The following is a 15,271-nucleotide window of genomic DNA, read 5'->3' as shown; positions in this document are numbered from 1 at the left end:
TCGTGACGAAATGTTGCCCTAGGTGACTCCCCGTTTCTGACCCTTTGTGACGGGATTACGGCCGCCCCTACAGTCGATGCATGACTGATACAGCTCTAGCCGGAGCGTCCACGGACGAGGCTGCCGCCGGCCGCACCAAGCGCCCTCCCCGCCCGGCCGCAAAGCCGCACGGCCAGTGGAAAGTGGACGGCACCACGCCGCTGAACGCCAACGAGACCTGGAAACAGGAAGACAACGGCCTCAACGTCCGCGAGCGTATTGAGTCCGTCTACTCCAAGCACGGCTTCGACTCGATCGACGGCACCGACCTGCACGGCCGCTTCCGCTGGTGGGGGCTTTACACCCAGCGCAAACCCGGGATCGACGGCGGCAAGACCGCCACGCTTGAGCCGCACGAGCTAGAAGACAAGTACTTCATGCTCCGCGTCAGGATCGACGGCGGTGCGCTCACCACCGCGCAGCTGCGCGTCATCGGCCAGATCTCCGTGGACTTCGCCCGCGACTCGGCCGACCTCACGGACCGCCAGAACATCCAGCTGCACTGGATCCGGGTCGAAGACATGCCCGAAATCTGGCGCCGGCTCGAAGGCGTGGGGCTGTCCACCACGGAAGCCTGCGGCGACGTGCCCCGCGTCATCCTCGGCTCCCCGGTGGCGGGCATCGCCAAGGACGAGATCATCGATCCCACACCGCTGATCCAGGAACTTGCCGAGCGGTTCATCGGCGACCCGGAACTGGCCAACCTGCCTCGCAAATTCAAGACCGCCATCACCGGCCACCCCAGCCAGGACGTGGTGCACGAGATCAACGACGTCGCCCTGGTGGGCCTGGTCCACCCCGAACTCGGCATCGGCTACGACCTCTGGGTGGGCGGCGCGCTCTCCACCAACCCCATGCTGGGCAAGCGCCTCGGCGCCTTCGTCCGGCCGGACCAGGCCGCCGACGTGTGGCTCGGCGTCACCAGCATCTTCCGCGATTACGGCTACCGGCGCATGCGCACCAAGGCCCGGCTGAAGTTCCTGCTGGCCGACTGGGGGCCGGTGAAGTTCCGCCAGGTCCTCGAAGACGAATACCTCGGCTACAAGCTCGCCGACGGCCCGGCCGCCCCGAAGCCCTCCACGCCCGGCGACCACATTGGCGTGCACGAACAAAAGGACGGCAAGTTCTTCATCGGCGCCACCCCGCTGGCCGGCCGCCTCTCCGGCAGCCAGCTGGTCAAGCTCGCGGACACCCTGGAGGCCCGCGGCTCGCAGCGCCTGCGCACCACCCCGCACCAGAAGCTCGTGGTCCTCGACGTGCCCAAGGATGAGGTGGACCCGCTCGTGGCCGAGCTCGACGCGCTGGGCCTGTCCGCCCGCCCGTCCGTGTTCCGGCGCGGCACCATCGCCTGCACCGGCATCGAGTTCTGCAAGCTCGCCATCGTGGAAACGAAGGTGACCGCGGCGACGGCGGTTGCCGAGCTGGAGCGCCGGCTCGCCGACCTCGCCGAGAGCAAGCAGCTGCCCCAGGCGCTGTCCCTGCACATTAACGGCTGCCCCAACTCCTGCGCCCGGATCCAGACGGCGGACATCGGCCTCAAAGGCATGATGCTGCCCACGCCCGACGGCGACCCCACCCCGGGCTTCCAGGTCCACCTCGGCGGCGGGCTCGCGTCCGACAGCCGCGAGGAGGCAGGCCTGGGCCGCACCGTCCGCGGCCTCAAGGTCACGGCCGGGGAACTGCCCGACTACGTGGAACGCGTGGTCCGCAAGTTCGTCGCCGACCGCTCCGAGGGCCAGAGCTTCGCCGAGTGGGCCTTCGCCGCGGAGGAGGGTGATCTCCAGTGACCGCAGCACTCCGCACCCACGACGAGCTCAAGGCCCTCGCCGAGGCCGGCGCCGCCGAGCTCGGCTGGGACGCCCCGGCCCGCGACGTCATTGCCTGGGTGGCCCGCAATTTCGAACTGCCGACTGTCGCCGTCGCCTGCTCCATGGCGGATGCAGTCCTCCCGGCGCTGGTCGCGGACCAGCTCCCCGGCGTCGACGTCCTGTTCCTGGAGACCGGCTACCACTTCCCGGAGACGCACGCGACGCGCGACGAGGTCGCGGCCAACCTGCGCGTCAACGTCGTGGACGTGCTGCCGGAGAACACCGTGGAGCAGCAGGACCGGCTCCTGGGCAAGGACCTCTTCGCCCGCGACCCCGCGCAGTGCTGCGCCCTGCGCAAAGTGGCGCCGTTGCGCCGCACCCTGGCCGGCTACGAGCTCTGGTTCACCGGGGTCCGCCGCGACGAGGCGCCCACCCGCACCAACACGCCGCTGATCACCTGGGACGAAGCCAACGGCCTGGTCAAGGTCAACCCGGTGGCGGCGTGGACCTTCGACCAGCTGGTGCAGTACTCCGACGACAACCTTCTTCCCGTCAACCCGCTGCTTTCACAGGGCTACCCGTCCATTGGCTGCCAGCCCTGCACCCGCAAGGTGGCGCCCGGCGACGACCCCCGCGCCGGACGCTGGGCAGGAACCGACAAGACAGAATGCGGACTACACGTATGAGCAATGTTGAGACTTTCGTGGCCGTCGACCCCGATGCCGCCCCCGCCCCTTCGCGGGACGGCGATGCTGCAAGCAGCATCGCGTCCCGCTCCGACAGGCCCGATGCCACTCCCTGGGCGGCATCGGGGCCGACGGCGCAGGCCCGCTTGAGCTCCCCGGCTCGCCTGTCGTCTCTGGACACTTTGGAATCGGAAGCGATTCACATCATCCGCGAGGTCGTCGCCGAGTTCGAGAAGCCTGCGCTGCTCTTCTCCGGCGGCAAGGATTCCGTGGTGATGCTGCACCTGGCCACGAAGGCCTTCTGGCCCGGCAAGGTGCCCTTCCCGGTGCTGCACGTGGACACCGGCCACAACTTTCCCGAGGTCATCGACTTCCGCGACCGCACCGTGGAACGGCTGRGCCTGAAGCTCGTCGTCGGCTCCGTCCAGGAGTTCATCGACTCCGGTGAGCTGGCCGAGCGTGCGGACGGAACCCGGAACCCGCTGCAGACGGTGCCGCTGCTGGATGCGATCCAGCGCAACAAGTTCGACGCCGTCTTCGGCGGCGGCCGCCGCGACGAGGACAAAGCCCGGGCCAAGGAGCGGATCCTGAGCCTGCGCGACGAGTTCGGCCAGTGGGACCCCCGCAACCAGCGCCCCGAACTGTGGAACCTCTACAACGGCCGGCACACGGTGGGCCAGCACGTGCGCGCGTTCCCCATCAGCAACTGGACCGAACTGGACGTTTGGCGCTACATCGAGCGCGAGAACATCGAGCTGCCGGGCCTGTACTACGCCCACCGCCGCGAAGTCTTCGCCCGCGACGGCATGTGGCGCGCCGTCGGCGAGGTCTCCCAGCCGCGCGATCACGAGGAAGTCATCACCAAGACCGTCCGCTACCGGACCGTCGGCGACATGTCCTGCACCGGCGCCGTGGAATCGGCCGCCGCCACGGTGCGCGACGTCGTCATTGAGGTTGCCGCCTCGACCATCACCGAACGTGGCGCCACCCGGGCCGATGACCGCATCTCCGAGGCCGCCATGGAAGACCGCAAGAAGGACGGCTATTTCTAATGAGCACGGAAACGTTTCTCCCGGGCCCGGACCTCGTTGCCGCGGCGCTGCCCACCACGCTGTTCCGCTTCGCCACCGCAGGCTCCGTCGACGACGGCAAGTCCACCCTGGTGGGCCGGCTCCTGCACGACTCGAAGGCGATCCTCGCCGACCAGCTCGACGCCGTCGCCCGCACCTCGGCGGACCGCGGGTTCGGCGGTGAAGGGGCCACCGGCACAAAAGCGATCGACCTCGCCCTGCTGACCGACGGCCTGCGCGCGGAGCGCGAGCAGGGCATCACGATCGATGTCGCCTACCGCTACTTCGCCACGGACCGGCGCAGCTTCATTCTCGCGGACTGCCCCGGGCACGTGCAGTACACCAAGAACACGGTGACCGGTGCGTCCACCGCGGACGCCGTCGTCGTGCTCATCGACGCCCGCAAGGGTGTCCTCGAGCAGACCCGCCGGCACCTGTCCGTGCTGCAGCTGCTGCGCGTGGCACACGTGATCGTCGCCGTGAACAAGATCGACCTTGTGGATTTCAGCGAGGAAGTGTTCCGCGGGATCGAGGCGGACGTCCAGCAGGTCGGGCGCGAACTCGGTCTCGGCCGTGACGATTCAAATGCAGGCGGTGTCTCCGATCTCTTCGTCGTCCCCGTTTCCGCCCTCGACGGCGACAACGTGGTGGACCGCTCGGAGCGGACCCCGTGGTACGACGGCCCGGCGCTCCTGGAGGTCCTGGAGACGCTGCCGGCCGCCGACGAACTCGAAAGCCACCTCGAAAGCTTCCGTTTCCCGGTCCAGCTGGTGGTCCGGCCGCAGGGCGCGCTGGCTCCGGACGCCATCGCCGGCGGCCTCGATCCTGAGGCCTACCGCGACTACCGTGCCTACGCCGGCCAGATCACCGAAGGCTCCGTGAAACTGGGGGACCAGGTCAGCATCCTGACCCCGGGCCAGGCCCCGCGCACCACCACCATCACCGGGATCGACTTCGCGGGCCGCGAGCTCGCCGAGGCGGCTGCACCGCAGTCCGTGGCCCTGCGCCTGGCCGATGAGTTCGACGTCGCCCGCGGTGACACGATCGCGGCGGCCGGGACGGTGCGCGAGGCATCGGCAGACCTCTACGCCGCCCTGTGCTGGCTCTCGCCCAAGCCGCTCCGGGAGGGCTCCAAGGTCCTGGTCAAGCACGGCACCCGCACGGTCCAGGCCCTGGTGCGGAACGTGACAGGCAGGCTCGACCTCGCCAGCTTCGGCCTGGAGCCGACCACCACCCTGGAGCTCAACGACATCGGGCACGCGCAGCTCCGGCTCGCCGCTGCGCTGCCGCTGGAGAACTACCTGCACCACCGCCGCACCGGGGCGTTCCTCGTGATCGACCCGCTCGACGGCAACACCCTCGCCGCGGGCCTGGTCAAAGACCACCCGGGCGACCACGAGGACGAGCGCTACTCGATCTAGGCCACGTGTCACACGGGCGCAGCTTGTTTCCCGGTCGGTCGCCATGGGCGGCTGTCCGGGAAACAAGCTGCCGTCTTTTGGGGCCGAATGTGACTCTGCGTGAACCCGCGTGACCCCCGGTTTCCGGGCCGTTGAACCCCGAATATGACACTCCCTATGGTGAATGAATGAAGACACAGGAACGGTTCCCCGGCCTCCTCCGCAGGGACTTCCAGGGGCGATGTCGCCGGCGCTGACCATCCGCCCGGCCCTTCCGCACACACCCCAGAACAGGACTTCACCCATGTCACACACCCCCGAAAACCCCGGGCCCGGCACACAGCCCGGCACACAGCCCGGCACCACCCGGATCGTCGCCGGCGAGACCGGCAAACCCAAACGCAAGCGCACCCTGGAGATCGCCCTGGTCGCGGGCCTCGTGCTCCTGATCGGCGCCGGCGCAGCAGTTGCATCCTCGCTGTCCCGCAGCCCCGAAACCGCCCCCGTAGCGGCAGCGGCGGATGCGGGCCCGGCCACGGAGCTCAGGCTCGGCTACTTTGGCAATATCACCCACGCCCCGGCCCTGGTGGGTGTCAACAAGGGGTTCATCGCCAAGGACCTCGGGGCGACCAAGCTCAGCACGCAGGTGTTCAACGCCGGCCCGGCCGCGATCGAGGCCCTGAACGCCGGCGCCATCGACGCCACCTACATCGGCCCCAACCCGGCCATCAACTCCTATGTCAAGAGCAACGGCCAGTCCATCAGCATCATCGCCGGCGCCGCGGCCGGCGGAGCGCAGCTGGTGGTCAAGCCCGGCATCAACTCGGCGGCCGACCTCAAGGGCAAGACGCTCGCGTCGCCGCAGCTCGGCGGCACCCAGGACGTGGCCCTCCGCGCCTGGCTCGGCAAGCAGGGGTTCAAGACCTCCACGGACGGCAGCGGCGACGTCTCGATCAACCCGACCGAGAACGCCCAGACCCTCAAGCTGTTCCAGGACGGCAAGCTCGACGGCGCGTGGCTGCCTGAGCCCTGGGCCTCCCGCCTGGTGCTCCAGGCCGGCGCAAAGGTCCTGGTCGACGAGAAGGACCTGTGGGAGAAGGGCGAGTTCGTCACTACCGTCCTGATCGTGAACAAGACGTTCGCGGCCGAGCACCCTGCCACGGTGCAGGCGCTGCTGAAGGGCCATGTCGAATCCGTGGACTGGCTCAACGCGGCGCCCGCCGCCGAGAAAGCCACCGTCCTCAACGACGGACTCAAGGCTGCCGCCGGCAAGGCGTTGCCGGCCGACGTCATCGACCGGTCCCTGAAGAACATCGTCTTCACCACGGACCCGCTCGCAGGGACGTACAAGAAGCTGCTCCAGGACGGCGTCGACGCCGGCACCACCAAGCAGGCCGACATCAACGGCATCTTCGACCTCACGGCGCTCAACAGCGTTCTGAGCGAGAGTGCCGCCAAGAAGATCTCCGCCGAGGGGCTCGGCAGGGACTAGCGCCCGGGCCCCCAGCCATCCGCCACAACAGTAAGGACCAGACCATGCCAGTCGTACTGGAACACCTGGGCAAGCGCTTCGGCGCCGGCGCCCCGGTGCTGGACGACGTCAACGCCACCATCGGGCAGGGCGAGTTCGTCGCCCTGCTCGGTGCCTCCGGCTGCGGCAAGTCCACCCTGCTCAACATCATGGCGGGACTGGAGGCCCCGACGTCGGGCGCCCTGGAAGTGCCCAGCGACGGCGCCGCCTTCATGTTCCAGGACGCGGCACTGTTTCCCTGGCTGACCGCGCGGGAGAACATCGAGCTGGCCCTGAAGCTGCGCGGCGTCGGGAAAGCCGACCGCCGGGTCCGGGCGGGGGAGCTGCTGGACCTGGTGCACCTGGGCGGTGCGGGGGACAAACGGCCCCACGAGCTCTCCGGCGGGATGCGCCAGCGCGTCTCCCTGGCCCGGTCSCTGGCCCAGGACCGCCAGCTGCTGCTCATGGACGAGCCGTTCGCGGCCCTGGACGCGATTACGCGGGACCTGCTCCATGACGAGCTGGAACGGATCTGGAAGGAAACCGGCCGGACCATCGTCTTTGTCACCCACAACGTCCGCGAGGCCGTCCGGCTGGGCCAGCGCGTCCTGCTGCTCTCCTCCCGGCCCGGCCGCGTGGTGCGGGAATGGCACGTCAGCGAAGAGCACCGCACCGACGCCGGACTGGCCGGCCAGCTCACCGGCGAAATCACCGCCCGGCTACGCGAGGAGATCCGCCGCCATGCCAAGTAACCAGCTTCCCGTGGCGGAAGCGCCAGCCGAGACCCGCAAGGTCCACGCCGCCCTGACCCGTTCCTCCACCGGCAAGGAAGACCTCCGCGAGCTCGAAGCGGGCCTCGACTCTCTGCAGTCAGACGCCATCCGCAAGGTCCGCATCGACTGGAGCCGGATCCTGCTGCCGGTGGCCGCGCTCGCGGTGCTGATCATCCTCTGGCAGTTGTACGTCTCCCTCGGCTTCAAGCGGCGCGACGTCGTGCCCGGCCCCCTGGATGTCATCGGCCAGGTCGGAACCCTGTGGGGGGAGGGCAAGCTTCAAGAGGCCGTCTGGACCTCGCTGCAGCGCGGCGTCGTGGGCTTCCTGATCAGCGTGGTGATCGCGACGCCGGTGGGTCTCGTGCTGGCCCAGGTGGCACCGCTGCGGCGCGCTTTCGGGCCGCTGATCTCCGGGCTGCAGGTCCTGCCGTCGGTGGCCTGGGTGCCGGCCGCTATTCTCTGGTTTGGGATCACGGATGCCACCGTGTATTTCGTGGTGTTCATGGGTGCGATTCCCTCGATCATCAACGGCCTGATCTCCGGTGTGGACCAGATTCCGCCGCAGTACCGCAGCGTCGGAAAGGTCCTGGGTGCGTCCCGGCTTCAGCTGGCCCTGCAGATCATCCTGCCGGCGGCCCTGCCAGGGTACCTCGGCGGCCTCAAACAGGGCTGGGCGTTCTCCTGGCGCTCGCTCATGGCGGCGGAAATCATCGCCGTCGGCGGCACCATCGGCTTCGGTCTGGGCTCCATGCTGGACCAGGGCCGCGTCCTGTCCGACATGACCATCGTCATGTCCGCCATCCTGCTGATCCTCGCCGTCGGAATCCTGATCGAGCTGCTCGTGTTCGCACCGATTGAAAAGCGGCTGCTCCGCCGCCGCGGCCTCCTGGCCGGCAGCACCCGCTAAGCCAGCCACCCAGCTCCTCCAAAGCAACGCGGGGTCACTTACGGCCCATAATCCATTGGTTTATGGGCCGTAAGTGACTCCGCGTTGCTTTTTCGATGGCTCCTTGCCCGGGTACATCCACGGGCCTACACTCACGCCTAGAGGCCGGGTTGCGGCCCCTTCCACGGCTGATGCAAAGCCCGATTCCTAGGAGGTCGCTGTGGCGGCAAAATTTGGCGTGCTGGCCCTGGTCGAAGCCAAAGCGGGGAAGGAACAGGACGTCTGGGACTTCCTGAACGGAGGGCGCGAAATAGTGCTCAACGAGCCCGGAACGCGCACCTGGTATGCCTTCCGGGTCAACGAGAACACCTTCGGCATCTTCGACACCTTCGATACCGAGGAGGACCGTCAGTCCCACCTCAGCGGCGCCATCCCCGCCGCCCTCGGCGAACACGGTCCCGCCCTGCTCGCCAAGGATCCCGACATCAAGCTGATCGAACTCATCGCCGTGAAATAGCGGTGCCCCCGGCCGCCGCAGATCAGGAGCGGCGATTGCCATTATGTGACGCGGCGTTACCTTGCGTGAACTGGTGTTGCCGCACCGTTGTTCCGCTATGTGACGCCGCCCTATCGTCGATGCATGGCAATTCAGGACATTTACCCCACGGCCCTGCGCCTCCTCGGCCGTCCCGTGCTGGTCGTCGGCGCCGGCCCGGTGGCCGCCCGGCGCACCAAGGGGCTGCTCGACGCCGGAGCCCGCGTCACCGTCGTGGCACCGGCCGCCTGCCCGGCGCTCGCTGAACTTGCCGACGCCGGCCTCCTGAACTGGGAGCCCCGCCCGTACCGGCGGTCCGACGTCGACGGCGTCTGGTTCGTCCAGACCGCCACCGGCGACGCCGCCGTGGACGCGCAGGTCTCCGCCGACGCCGAGGCGCAGCGCATCTGGTGCGTCAACGCCTCCGACCACGAAGCCTCGGCCGCCTGGACGCCCGCCGTCGCCGTGGTGGACGACGTCAAGATCGCCGTCAACGCCGGCGGAGACCCGCGCCGCGCCATGGCCCTGCGCGACGCCGTCGCCACCGCCCTGGCCACCGGAGACCTGCCGCTGCGCCGGCACCGAGTTTCCGGCACGGGGGCAACTCCCGGATCCGTGGCCCTCGTCGGCGGCGGTCCCGGCGACACCGGACTCATCACCGTCCGCGGCCGCCGGCTCCTTGGCCAGGCCGACGTCGTGGTGGCGGACCGGCTCGGCCCGCGTGAACTCCTGGCCGAACTGGCCCCCGACGTCCGCGTTGTGGAGGTCGGCAAGACCCCCGGCCACCATCCGGTGCCGCAGTCCGAAATCAACCGGATCCTGGTCGAGGAAGCCCTGCAGGGCCACCGCGTGGTCCGGCTCAAGGGCGGCGACCCCTACGTCCTGGGCCGCGGCGGCGAGGAAGCCGAATTTTGCCGGCAGCACGGCGTCGAGGTCGAAGTGGTTTCCGGCGTCACGTCGGCCATTTCCGTCCCCGCCGCCGCCGGCATCCCGGTCACGCACCGCGGGCTGGCCAAAGGCTTCAGTGTGGTCACCGGCCATGAGGAACTCTCGGAAGTCCCGGCCCGTGCCGACCACACTGTGATCCTGCTCATGGGTGTGGGCCAGCTGCGCGATTCCGCAGCCTCCCTGGCCCGTGCCGGTTTGCCTCTTCAGACGCCTGTTGGCATCGTAGAGAATGGATACCTGCCAAACCAGCGGGTGACCATCGGAACCCTCGGGACCATCGCGGACCAGGCGGAGGCCGCAGGCGTAGCGAATCCCGCCGTGATCGTGATCGGCGACGTGGTCCGCGTCAGCCCGTTCGCGCCGTCGCACTTCAAGACCGCGGACTACAGCACCACCCCCCCGAACGCTCCCCGCACCACCAAGACCCGCGTACTGACCCCCTAACACCCGTCGATTGCTCCACAACTGCCGTTATCAAGCCCCAAAGGGCGTTTGTGGAGCAACGGATGCAGAACAAAAAAGGAACACAGCCGTGTCAACTAGCACCCCCGTAGGAACCGCCGCCCGCCCGCTGCGCGTCGCCGTCGTCGGCTCCGGTCCCGCCGGCGTCTACGCCGCGGACATCCTGACCAAGAGCGAGGCCGTCAAGAGCGGCGAGCTCACCGTCAGCATCGACCTCTTCGACCGCTACCCGGCACCCTACGGTCTGATCCGCTACGGCGTGGCCCCCGACCACCCCCGCATCAAGGGCATCGTCAACGCCCTGCACAAGGTCCTGGACCGCGGCGACATCCGGTTCTTCGGCAACGTGGACTACGGCACGGACTTGTCCATCGATGACCTCCGCACSCACTACGACGCCGTCATCTTCGCCACCGGCGCCATCAAGGATGCGGACCTGAACATCCCSGGCATCGAGCTYGAGGGCTCCTACGGCGGCGCCGACTTCGTGTCCTGGTACGACGGGCACCCCGACGTGTCCCGCGAATGGCCGCTGGAGGCCAAGGAAATCGCCGTGATCGGCAACGGCAACGTGGCCCTCGACGTGGCCCGCATGCTCTCCAAGCACGCCGACGACCTCCTGGTCTCCGAAATCCCGGACAACGTCTACACCGGGCTGAAGTCCTCGCCGGTCACGGACGTGCACGTGTTCGGCCGGCGCGGGCCCGCCCAGGTCAAGTTCACGCCCCTGGAACTGCGCGAACTTTCCCACTCCAAAGACGTGGACATCATCCTCTACGCCGAGGACTTCGAGTTCGACGCCGAATCGGACCGGCAGATCCAGAGCAACAACCAGACCAAGACCATGGTGGGCACGCTCACCAACTGGATCGCCGAGCAGCCCGAGGACCTCTCCGAGCTCACCGCGTCCCGCCGGCTGCACCTGCACTTCCTGCACAGCCCCGTCGAGATCTACGCAGAAACAACAGACGGCGCCGACGCGCCCGGCCGCGTCGCCGGGATCAAGTTCGAGCGCACCGAACTGGACGGCACCGGCAACGCCCGCGGCACGGGCGAGTTTGTCGAGTACCCGGTCCAGGCCGTGTACCGCGCCATCGGCTACTTCGGTTCCGCCCTCCCCGAGGTCGAGTTCGACCACAGCAAGGGAGTCGTCCCGAACGACGGCGGCCGGGTCCTGGACGCCGCCGGCACCCACGTGCCGGGGATCTACGCGACCGGCTGGATCAAGCGCGGTCCGGTGGGACTGATCGGCCACACCAAGGGCGACGCCCTCGAAACCGTGACCTACCTGCTTGAGGACCGCGAAAACCTGCCGCTGGCCGCGGCGCCCGCCCCCGAGGCGATCGTCGAGCTCCTCGCGGGCCGCGGCGTCGAGTACACCAGCTGGGAAGGCTGGCTGGCTCTGGACGAGCACGAGCGCGCCCTCGGTGAAAAGGCCACCGCTGCCGGCGGGTCGCACGGCGTCGCCGTCCAGCGCGAGCGCATCAAGGTGRTGCCCCGCGAGGACATGGTGGAGATCTCCCGCGGCGCCGCCGTCGAGGTCTAGCCGCAACGCAGAGCAACACAGAGCAACGACGCAGACCAGCGCGGGGTCACTTCCCGCCCATCCCGGAAGGGATTATGGGCGCTAAGTGACCCCGCGTTGTTTGATTTACGTGGAAACCCGGGCGGTAGTCAGTAGGCTTACCGTCATGGATGAACACTCGCCCAGGGCCGGCCAATGAGGCTCCGCCACAGCAACGCGTCCGGCCGAGGATACCGCAGGGTCCCCGCCGGGACCGGGTTCAGTTACAAGGACCTGGACGGCTCTACCCTGCCGCCGGGCCCCGTGCGGGAACGGCTCGAGGGCATCGGGATCCCGCCGGCCTGGACCGACGTCTGGATCGCCCCGTACGACAACGGGCACATCCAGGCCACGGGAGTGGACGCGGTGGGCCGGCGGCAGTACATCTACCATCCGAGCTGGCGGGAACGGAAGGACCGGCTGAAGTTCGACCGTTCGCTCCAGCTGGCTGAGACCCTGCCGACCGCACGCCGCCTGGTGACCATGGACCTGCGCTCCGAAGGGCTGACGCGGGAACGCGTGCTGGCGGCCGCCTTTCGGATGCTSGACAGCGGATCRTTGCGCGTCGGCTCSGAGCGCTACACSAAYGAAAACGGCAGCCATGGCCTCGCCACSCTGCTCTGCGCCCACGTCMRKGTGCGCAARGACGARCTCCGGCTCAGCTTCCCGGCCAAGAGCGGCAAGACCTGGGAGTCGCGGATTGACGACGCCGACCTCGCCGCCGTCGTGCGCCAGCTCAAGCGCCGCGGCGGCAACGCCCGCCTGCTGGCCTACAAGGACGGCCGCAGCTGGCATCCGGTGTCGAGCGCGGACATCAACGAGTACGTCAAGGAGCGCACGGGGGAGGACTTCACCGCAAAGGATTTCCGCACCCTGCGGGGGACGGCGGCGGCAGCGGTCAGCCTGGCGCAGAGCGGCCCGCAGACTAAGGTCTCGGCCCGGAAGAGCGCGGTGAGCCAGGCCATGCAGGACGCGGCCGCGGTCCTGGGCAACACGCCGTCGATCGCCCGGAAAAGCTACGTGGATCCCCGGCTGCTGGACCACTTCGCGGCCGGGGAAACGATCGACCCGAGGCGGCTGGATTCCGCCGAGTCCGAGATCCGCGCCCTGCTGTACCAGGAAGGCGACGTGGTGCCGCTGCGGAAGGCCGCCGGCTAGTTCCCGGGCGCGGCCCGGCGGCACCTCAGAACTCGGCGTTGATGAACCCGATGACAATCGCCGTCCACCAGCACAGCTGCGAGATCACCAGGCACAGCAGCAGATGGACCCGTTGCCCGGCGGTCAGGTCCTTGAACGAGGCATCGGGCGTCAGCCTGGCCAGCCGCCGCATGAGCGGAATGAGCATGATCCCGTTAAGGCTGAGCACAAGGACGGCGGCGAGCTTGAGGTCGGTCATCGGGTTGCTCAGGTGCGGGTTCAGGAACACGCCCGTGGCCAGCATGCCGGCCAGGCCGCCCCAGATCAGCGGTGTCGCCGCGCCGTCGAGCCTGATGGTTTCGGCCAGGTCCCGTCTGCCGATCAGCCACAGGAAGCCGTGCCAGTCCATCAGGACGACGGCGCCAAAGGCCACCACCATCGACAGCACGTGCAGCACGACGGCGACATGGTGGACATAGGTGTCGACATGGACCGCGGTGGACAACGTGACCGAGAGCAGCCAGGCCGCGGCGGCCGCGGCGGACAGGGCGGYCACGAGCCGCCGCGTGGACTGCTCAGATTCACGGTGCCGTCGGAGGGTGCGTCTGCTCACCGGAACGTAGCTCATGCCATGCCTCTGCGAGACCTGCCGCCGGTGGCCGTCCCAGCCCGGCCCGGGGTAGCTCCACGATAGTCCCGCGGGCGGATGCCAAACAAGAAAATCCCCACCCAGGGCGGCGGCTACATCCGGCCGAAGCGCGCCCGGACCAGCGCGAACACGCCGTAGGCAATGAAGCCCGCCCCGATCGCCAGGAGCAGGTACGGGCCGAAGGGGTGGTCCCGGAGCGCCTTGAGGCTGCCGTCCAGGCCGGTGGATGAACCGGGGTTGTTGGTCGCCGCGGCCACGACGAAGAGCAGCCCGGTCAGGATCAGCGCCAGCCCTTTCGAGACGTGGCCGGTGACGCCAAGCACGCTGATCAGTTTGCCGCGGCGGGTCCCTTCGAAATGCTGCAGTTCCTCCTTGAACTTCTTCCCGAAGCCCTTGACGATGAAATACACGCCGATTCCCATGATGGTGAGCCCGAGGCCGACCAGGGCCGGAACCCCCAACGGTGACTGGATCAGGGCCGTGCTGAAATCCCGGGTCGAGTCGCCCGAATCGCCGCGCTGGCCGAGCCCGAAGCCCGCGAAGCTCAGCCCGACGCTCCCGTACGCTATGGCAAGGAAGCCGGAGGAAATGAGTTTGCCCAGCTGCTCCCGGCGCGGCAGGTGGCGGCCCCGGAGCGTCGCCTCGCTCAGCTGCCAGAGCGCGAGGCCCGCGCAGGCGATGCAGGCCGCCCACATCACCGCCGGACCCCAGGGGTTGGCAGCGAGTTGTTCGATGGCGCCGGTGGGTTCGGCCTGACCCGGCGCGCCCAGGACCAGGGCGACGGCGATGGCCCCGATCACGATATGAAGCAGTGCCATCACCGCGAATCCGGAACGTGCGACGACGTCGAGCGCGGTGCTGTTCGACGCCGCCTCCGCGGTGTCGACGGCGTCGCCGATGGCGGCTTCGATCCCGGACTCTTCTTCTGCCATGGTGCTGCGGCTATTCCTCATCTGGTCCGGTGGAACGGTGTTGTGCCTACGGCGGTGTGCCGGTGTTGTGCCTACGGCGGTGTGCCGGTGTTGTGCCTTACTGCGGTGTGGCTATGGCGCCGATTCTACGCGCGGCGAAGTGGCAGCCGCTTGGACTACCGCGTTTTTGGTAAGTGTGCTTACCATAGCCGGGTCATGGCCCCGCTCGTGGACATGCCGCGGACCGGCAGCCTTGCTGCCCCTGCGATTCGGATTCGAAGACAGATGATAGGAAGCTCAACATGGCAGGTAATCTTGTTGCCCGATCCATTCACGACCTGACGGCAGCCGCCTGGTTCGGCGGTTCCCTGATGGGCGCCATTGGGCTCAACGGTGCCACGGCTGCTGCCAAGGACCCGGCGGAACGTACCCGCCTCTCAAGCCTGGGCTGGAAGAAGTGGGCGCCGTACCAGGCGGCGGCGTTTGGGGCGCATTTTCTTTCGGGCCTCGCCGTCATGTGGGAGAACAAGGGCCGGATGGCCAAGCAGGACGGCGTCACGCGCCTGAGCGTCTACAAGTCCGTCGTCACCCTCGCCGGAGCCGCTGTGACCCTGTACGCGGGCCTGCAGGGAGCCAAGGTGGACAAGCTGGCCGYCGAGGGCGCCAAGGGTGCCACCGAGCCGAAGCCGGGTGCCTCCGAGGAACTCCGTTCCGCGCAGCAGCAGCTGAAGATCCTGCAGTGGACCATCCCCGTGTTCGCCGGCTGGGTGATCGTGCTCGGCGCCAAGCACGGCGAGATGCAGCGGCCTAAGAACGTACTGAAGGGCCTCGTCCGCTAGCCCCGGCACAGCCGGTATGCGCCACTGTTGAGGGCCGGAACATCGCGTTCCGGC

Annotated in this window: 14 protein-coding genes; 12 read left to right on the top strand and 2 right to left on the bottom strand. The window is 68.5% G+C overall.

The window, feature by feature from the left end:
- The first annotated feature begins 80 nt into the window (after positions 1-80).
- From AC1DHX_RS09350 to AC1DHX_RS09300, 11 genes are all read left to right on the top strand, one after another.
- Complete coding sequence (locus AC1DHX_RS09350) at positions 81-1,826, top strand: nitrite/sulfite reductase (RefSeq protein ID WP_476859337.1); 1,746 nt, start codon at positions 81-83, stop codon at positions 1,824-1,826.
- Positions 1,823-2,533, top strand: a complete 711-nt coding sequence (locus tag AC1DHX_RS09345) for a phosphoadenylyl-sulfate reductase (protein WP_476859338.1) — start codon at positions 1,823-1,825, stop codon at positions 2,531-2,533. The genes AC1DHX_RS09350 and AC1DHX_RS09345 overlap by 4 nt, the downstream gene beginning before the upstream one ends.
- Positions 2,530-3,585 (top strand): sulfate adenylyltransferase subunit CysD, encoded by a 1,056-nt coding sequence (gene cysD / locus AC1DHX_RS09340; protein WP_476899979.1) that lies wholly within the window; start codon positions 2,530-2,532, stop codon positions 3,583-3,585. Before AC1DHX_RS09345 ends, cysD begins: the two co-directional genes overlap by 4 nt.
- Positions 3,585-5,024 (top strand): sulfate adenylyltransferase subunit 1, encoded by a 1,440-nt coding sequence (locus tag AC1DHX_RS09335; protein WP_476859340.1) that lies wholly within the window; start codon positions 3,585-3,587, stop codon positions 5,022-5,024. Before cysD ends, AC1DHX_RS09335 begins: the two co-directional genes overlap by 1 nt.
- Positions 5,025-5,307: 283 nt before the next feature.
- Complete coding sequence (locus tag AC1DHX_RS09330; RefSeq protein ID WP_476859341.1) at positions 5,308-6,495, top strand: ABC transporter substrate-binding protein; 1,188 nt, start codon at positions 5,308-5,310, stop codon at positions 6,493-6,495.
- 44 nt (positions 6,496-6,539) lie between these two features.
- Positions 6,540-7,265 carry an ABC transporter ATP-binding protein gene (locus AC1DHX_RS09325; RefSeq protein ID WP_018775157.1) on the top strand — a complete coding sequence of 242 codons (726 nt, stop codon included), beginning with the start codon at positions 6,540-6,542 and terminating at the stop codon, positions 7,263-7,265.
- Complete coding sequence (locus AC1DHX_RS09320; RefSeq protein ID WP_476859342.1) at positions 7,255-8,193, top strand: ABC transporter permease; 939 nt, start codon at positions 7,255-7,257, stop codon at positions 8,191-8,193. Before AC1DHX_RS09325 ends, AC1DHX_RS09320 begins: the two co-directional genes overlap by 11 nt.
- A 199-nt stretch (positions 8,194-8,392) precedes the next feature.
- The gene (locus AC1DHX_RS09315) at positions 8,393-8,689 is read left to right on the top strand and encodes a putative quinol monooxygenase (protein WP_476859343.1); all 297 of its coding nucleotides are present in this window, start codon (positions 8,393-8,395) and stop codon (positions 8,687-8,689) included.
- 123 nt (positions 8,690-8,812) lie between these two features.
- Positions 8,813-10,099: a uroporphyrinogen-III C-methyltransferase gene (cobA, locus tag AC1DHX_RS09310; RefSeq protein WP_476859344.1), complete on the top strand. Its 1,287-nt coding sequence runs from the start codon at positions 8,813-8,815 to the stop codon at positions 10,097-10,099.
- An 88-nt stretch (positions 10,100-10,187) separates the two neighbouring features.
- A complete protein-coding gene (locus tag AC1DHX_RS09305; RefSeq protein WP_476899978.1) occupies positions 10,188-11,663 on the top strand; it encodes an FAD-dependent oxidoreductase in 1,476 nt (491 codons plus the stop codon).
- Between the two features lie 174 nt (positions 11,664-11,837).
- Complete coding sequence (locus AC1DHX_RS09300) at positions 11,838-12,839, top strand: DNA topoisomerase IB (protein ID WP_476899977.1); 1,002 nt, start codon at positions 11,838-11,840, stop codon at positions 12,837-12,839.
- 25 nt (positions 12,840-12,864) lie between these two features.
- Here the strand turns inward: AC1DHX_RS09300 and AC1DHX_RS09295 are convergent, their stop codons facing one another.
- Both AC1DHX_RS09295 and AC1DHX_RS09290 read right to left on the bottom strand, forming a co-directional pair.
- Complete coding sequence (locus AC1DHX_RS09295; protein WP_476899976.1) at positions 12,865-13,446, bottom strand: hypothetical protein; 582 nt, start codon at positions 13,444-13,446, stop codon at positions 12,865-12,867.
- A gap of 113 nt (positions 13,447-13,559) precedes the next feature.
- Positions 13,560-14,399 carry a DUF1206 domain-containing protein gene (locus tag AC1DHX_RS09290; protein WP_476859347.1) on the bottom strand — a complete coding sequence of 280 codons (840 nt, stop codon included), beginning with the start codon at positions 14,397-14,399 and terminating at the stop codon, positions 13,560-13,562.
- A 281-nt stretch (positions 14,400-14,680) separates the two neighbouring features.
- On the opposite strand from AC1DHX_RS09290, the gene AC1DHX_RS09285 reads away from it, so the two are divergent.
- Complete coding sequence (locus tag AC1DHX_RS09285; protein WP_476899975.1) at positions 14,681-15,217, top strand: hypothetical protein; 537 nt, start codon at positions 14,681-14,683, stop codon at positions 15,215-15,217.
- The last annotated feature ends 54 nt before the right edge of the window (positions 15,218-15,271 follow it).

This window comes from Arthrobacter sp. 05N33_2 (assembly GCF_056397425.1).
This window is presented reverse-complemented; position numbering and strand designations above follow the sequence as displayed.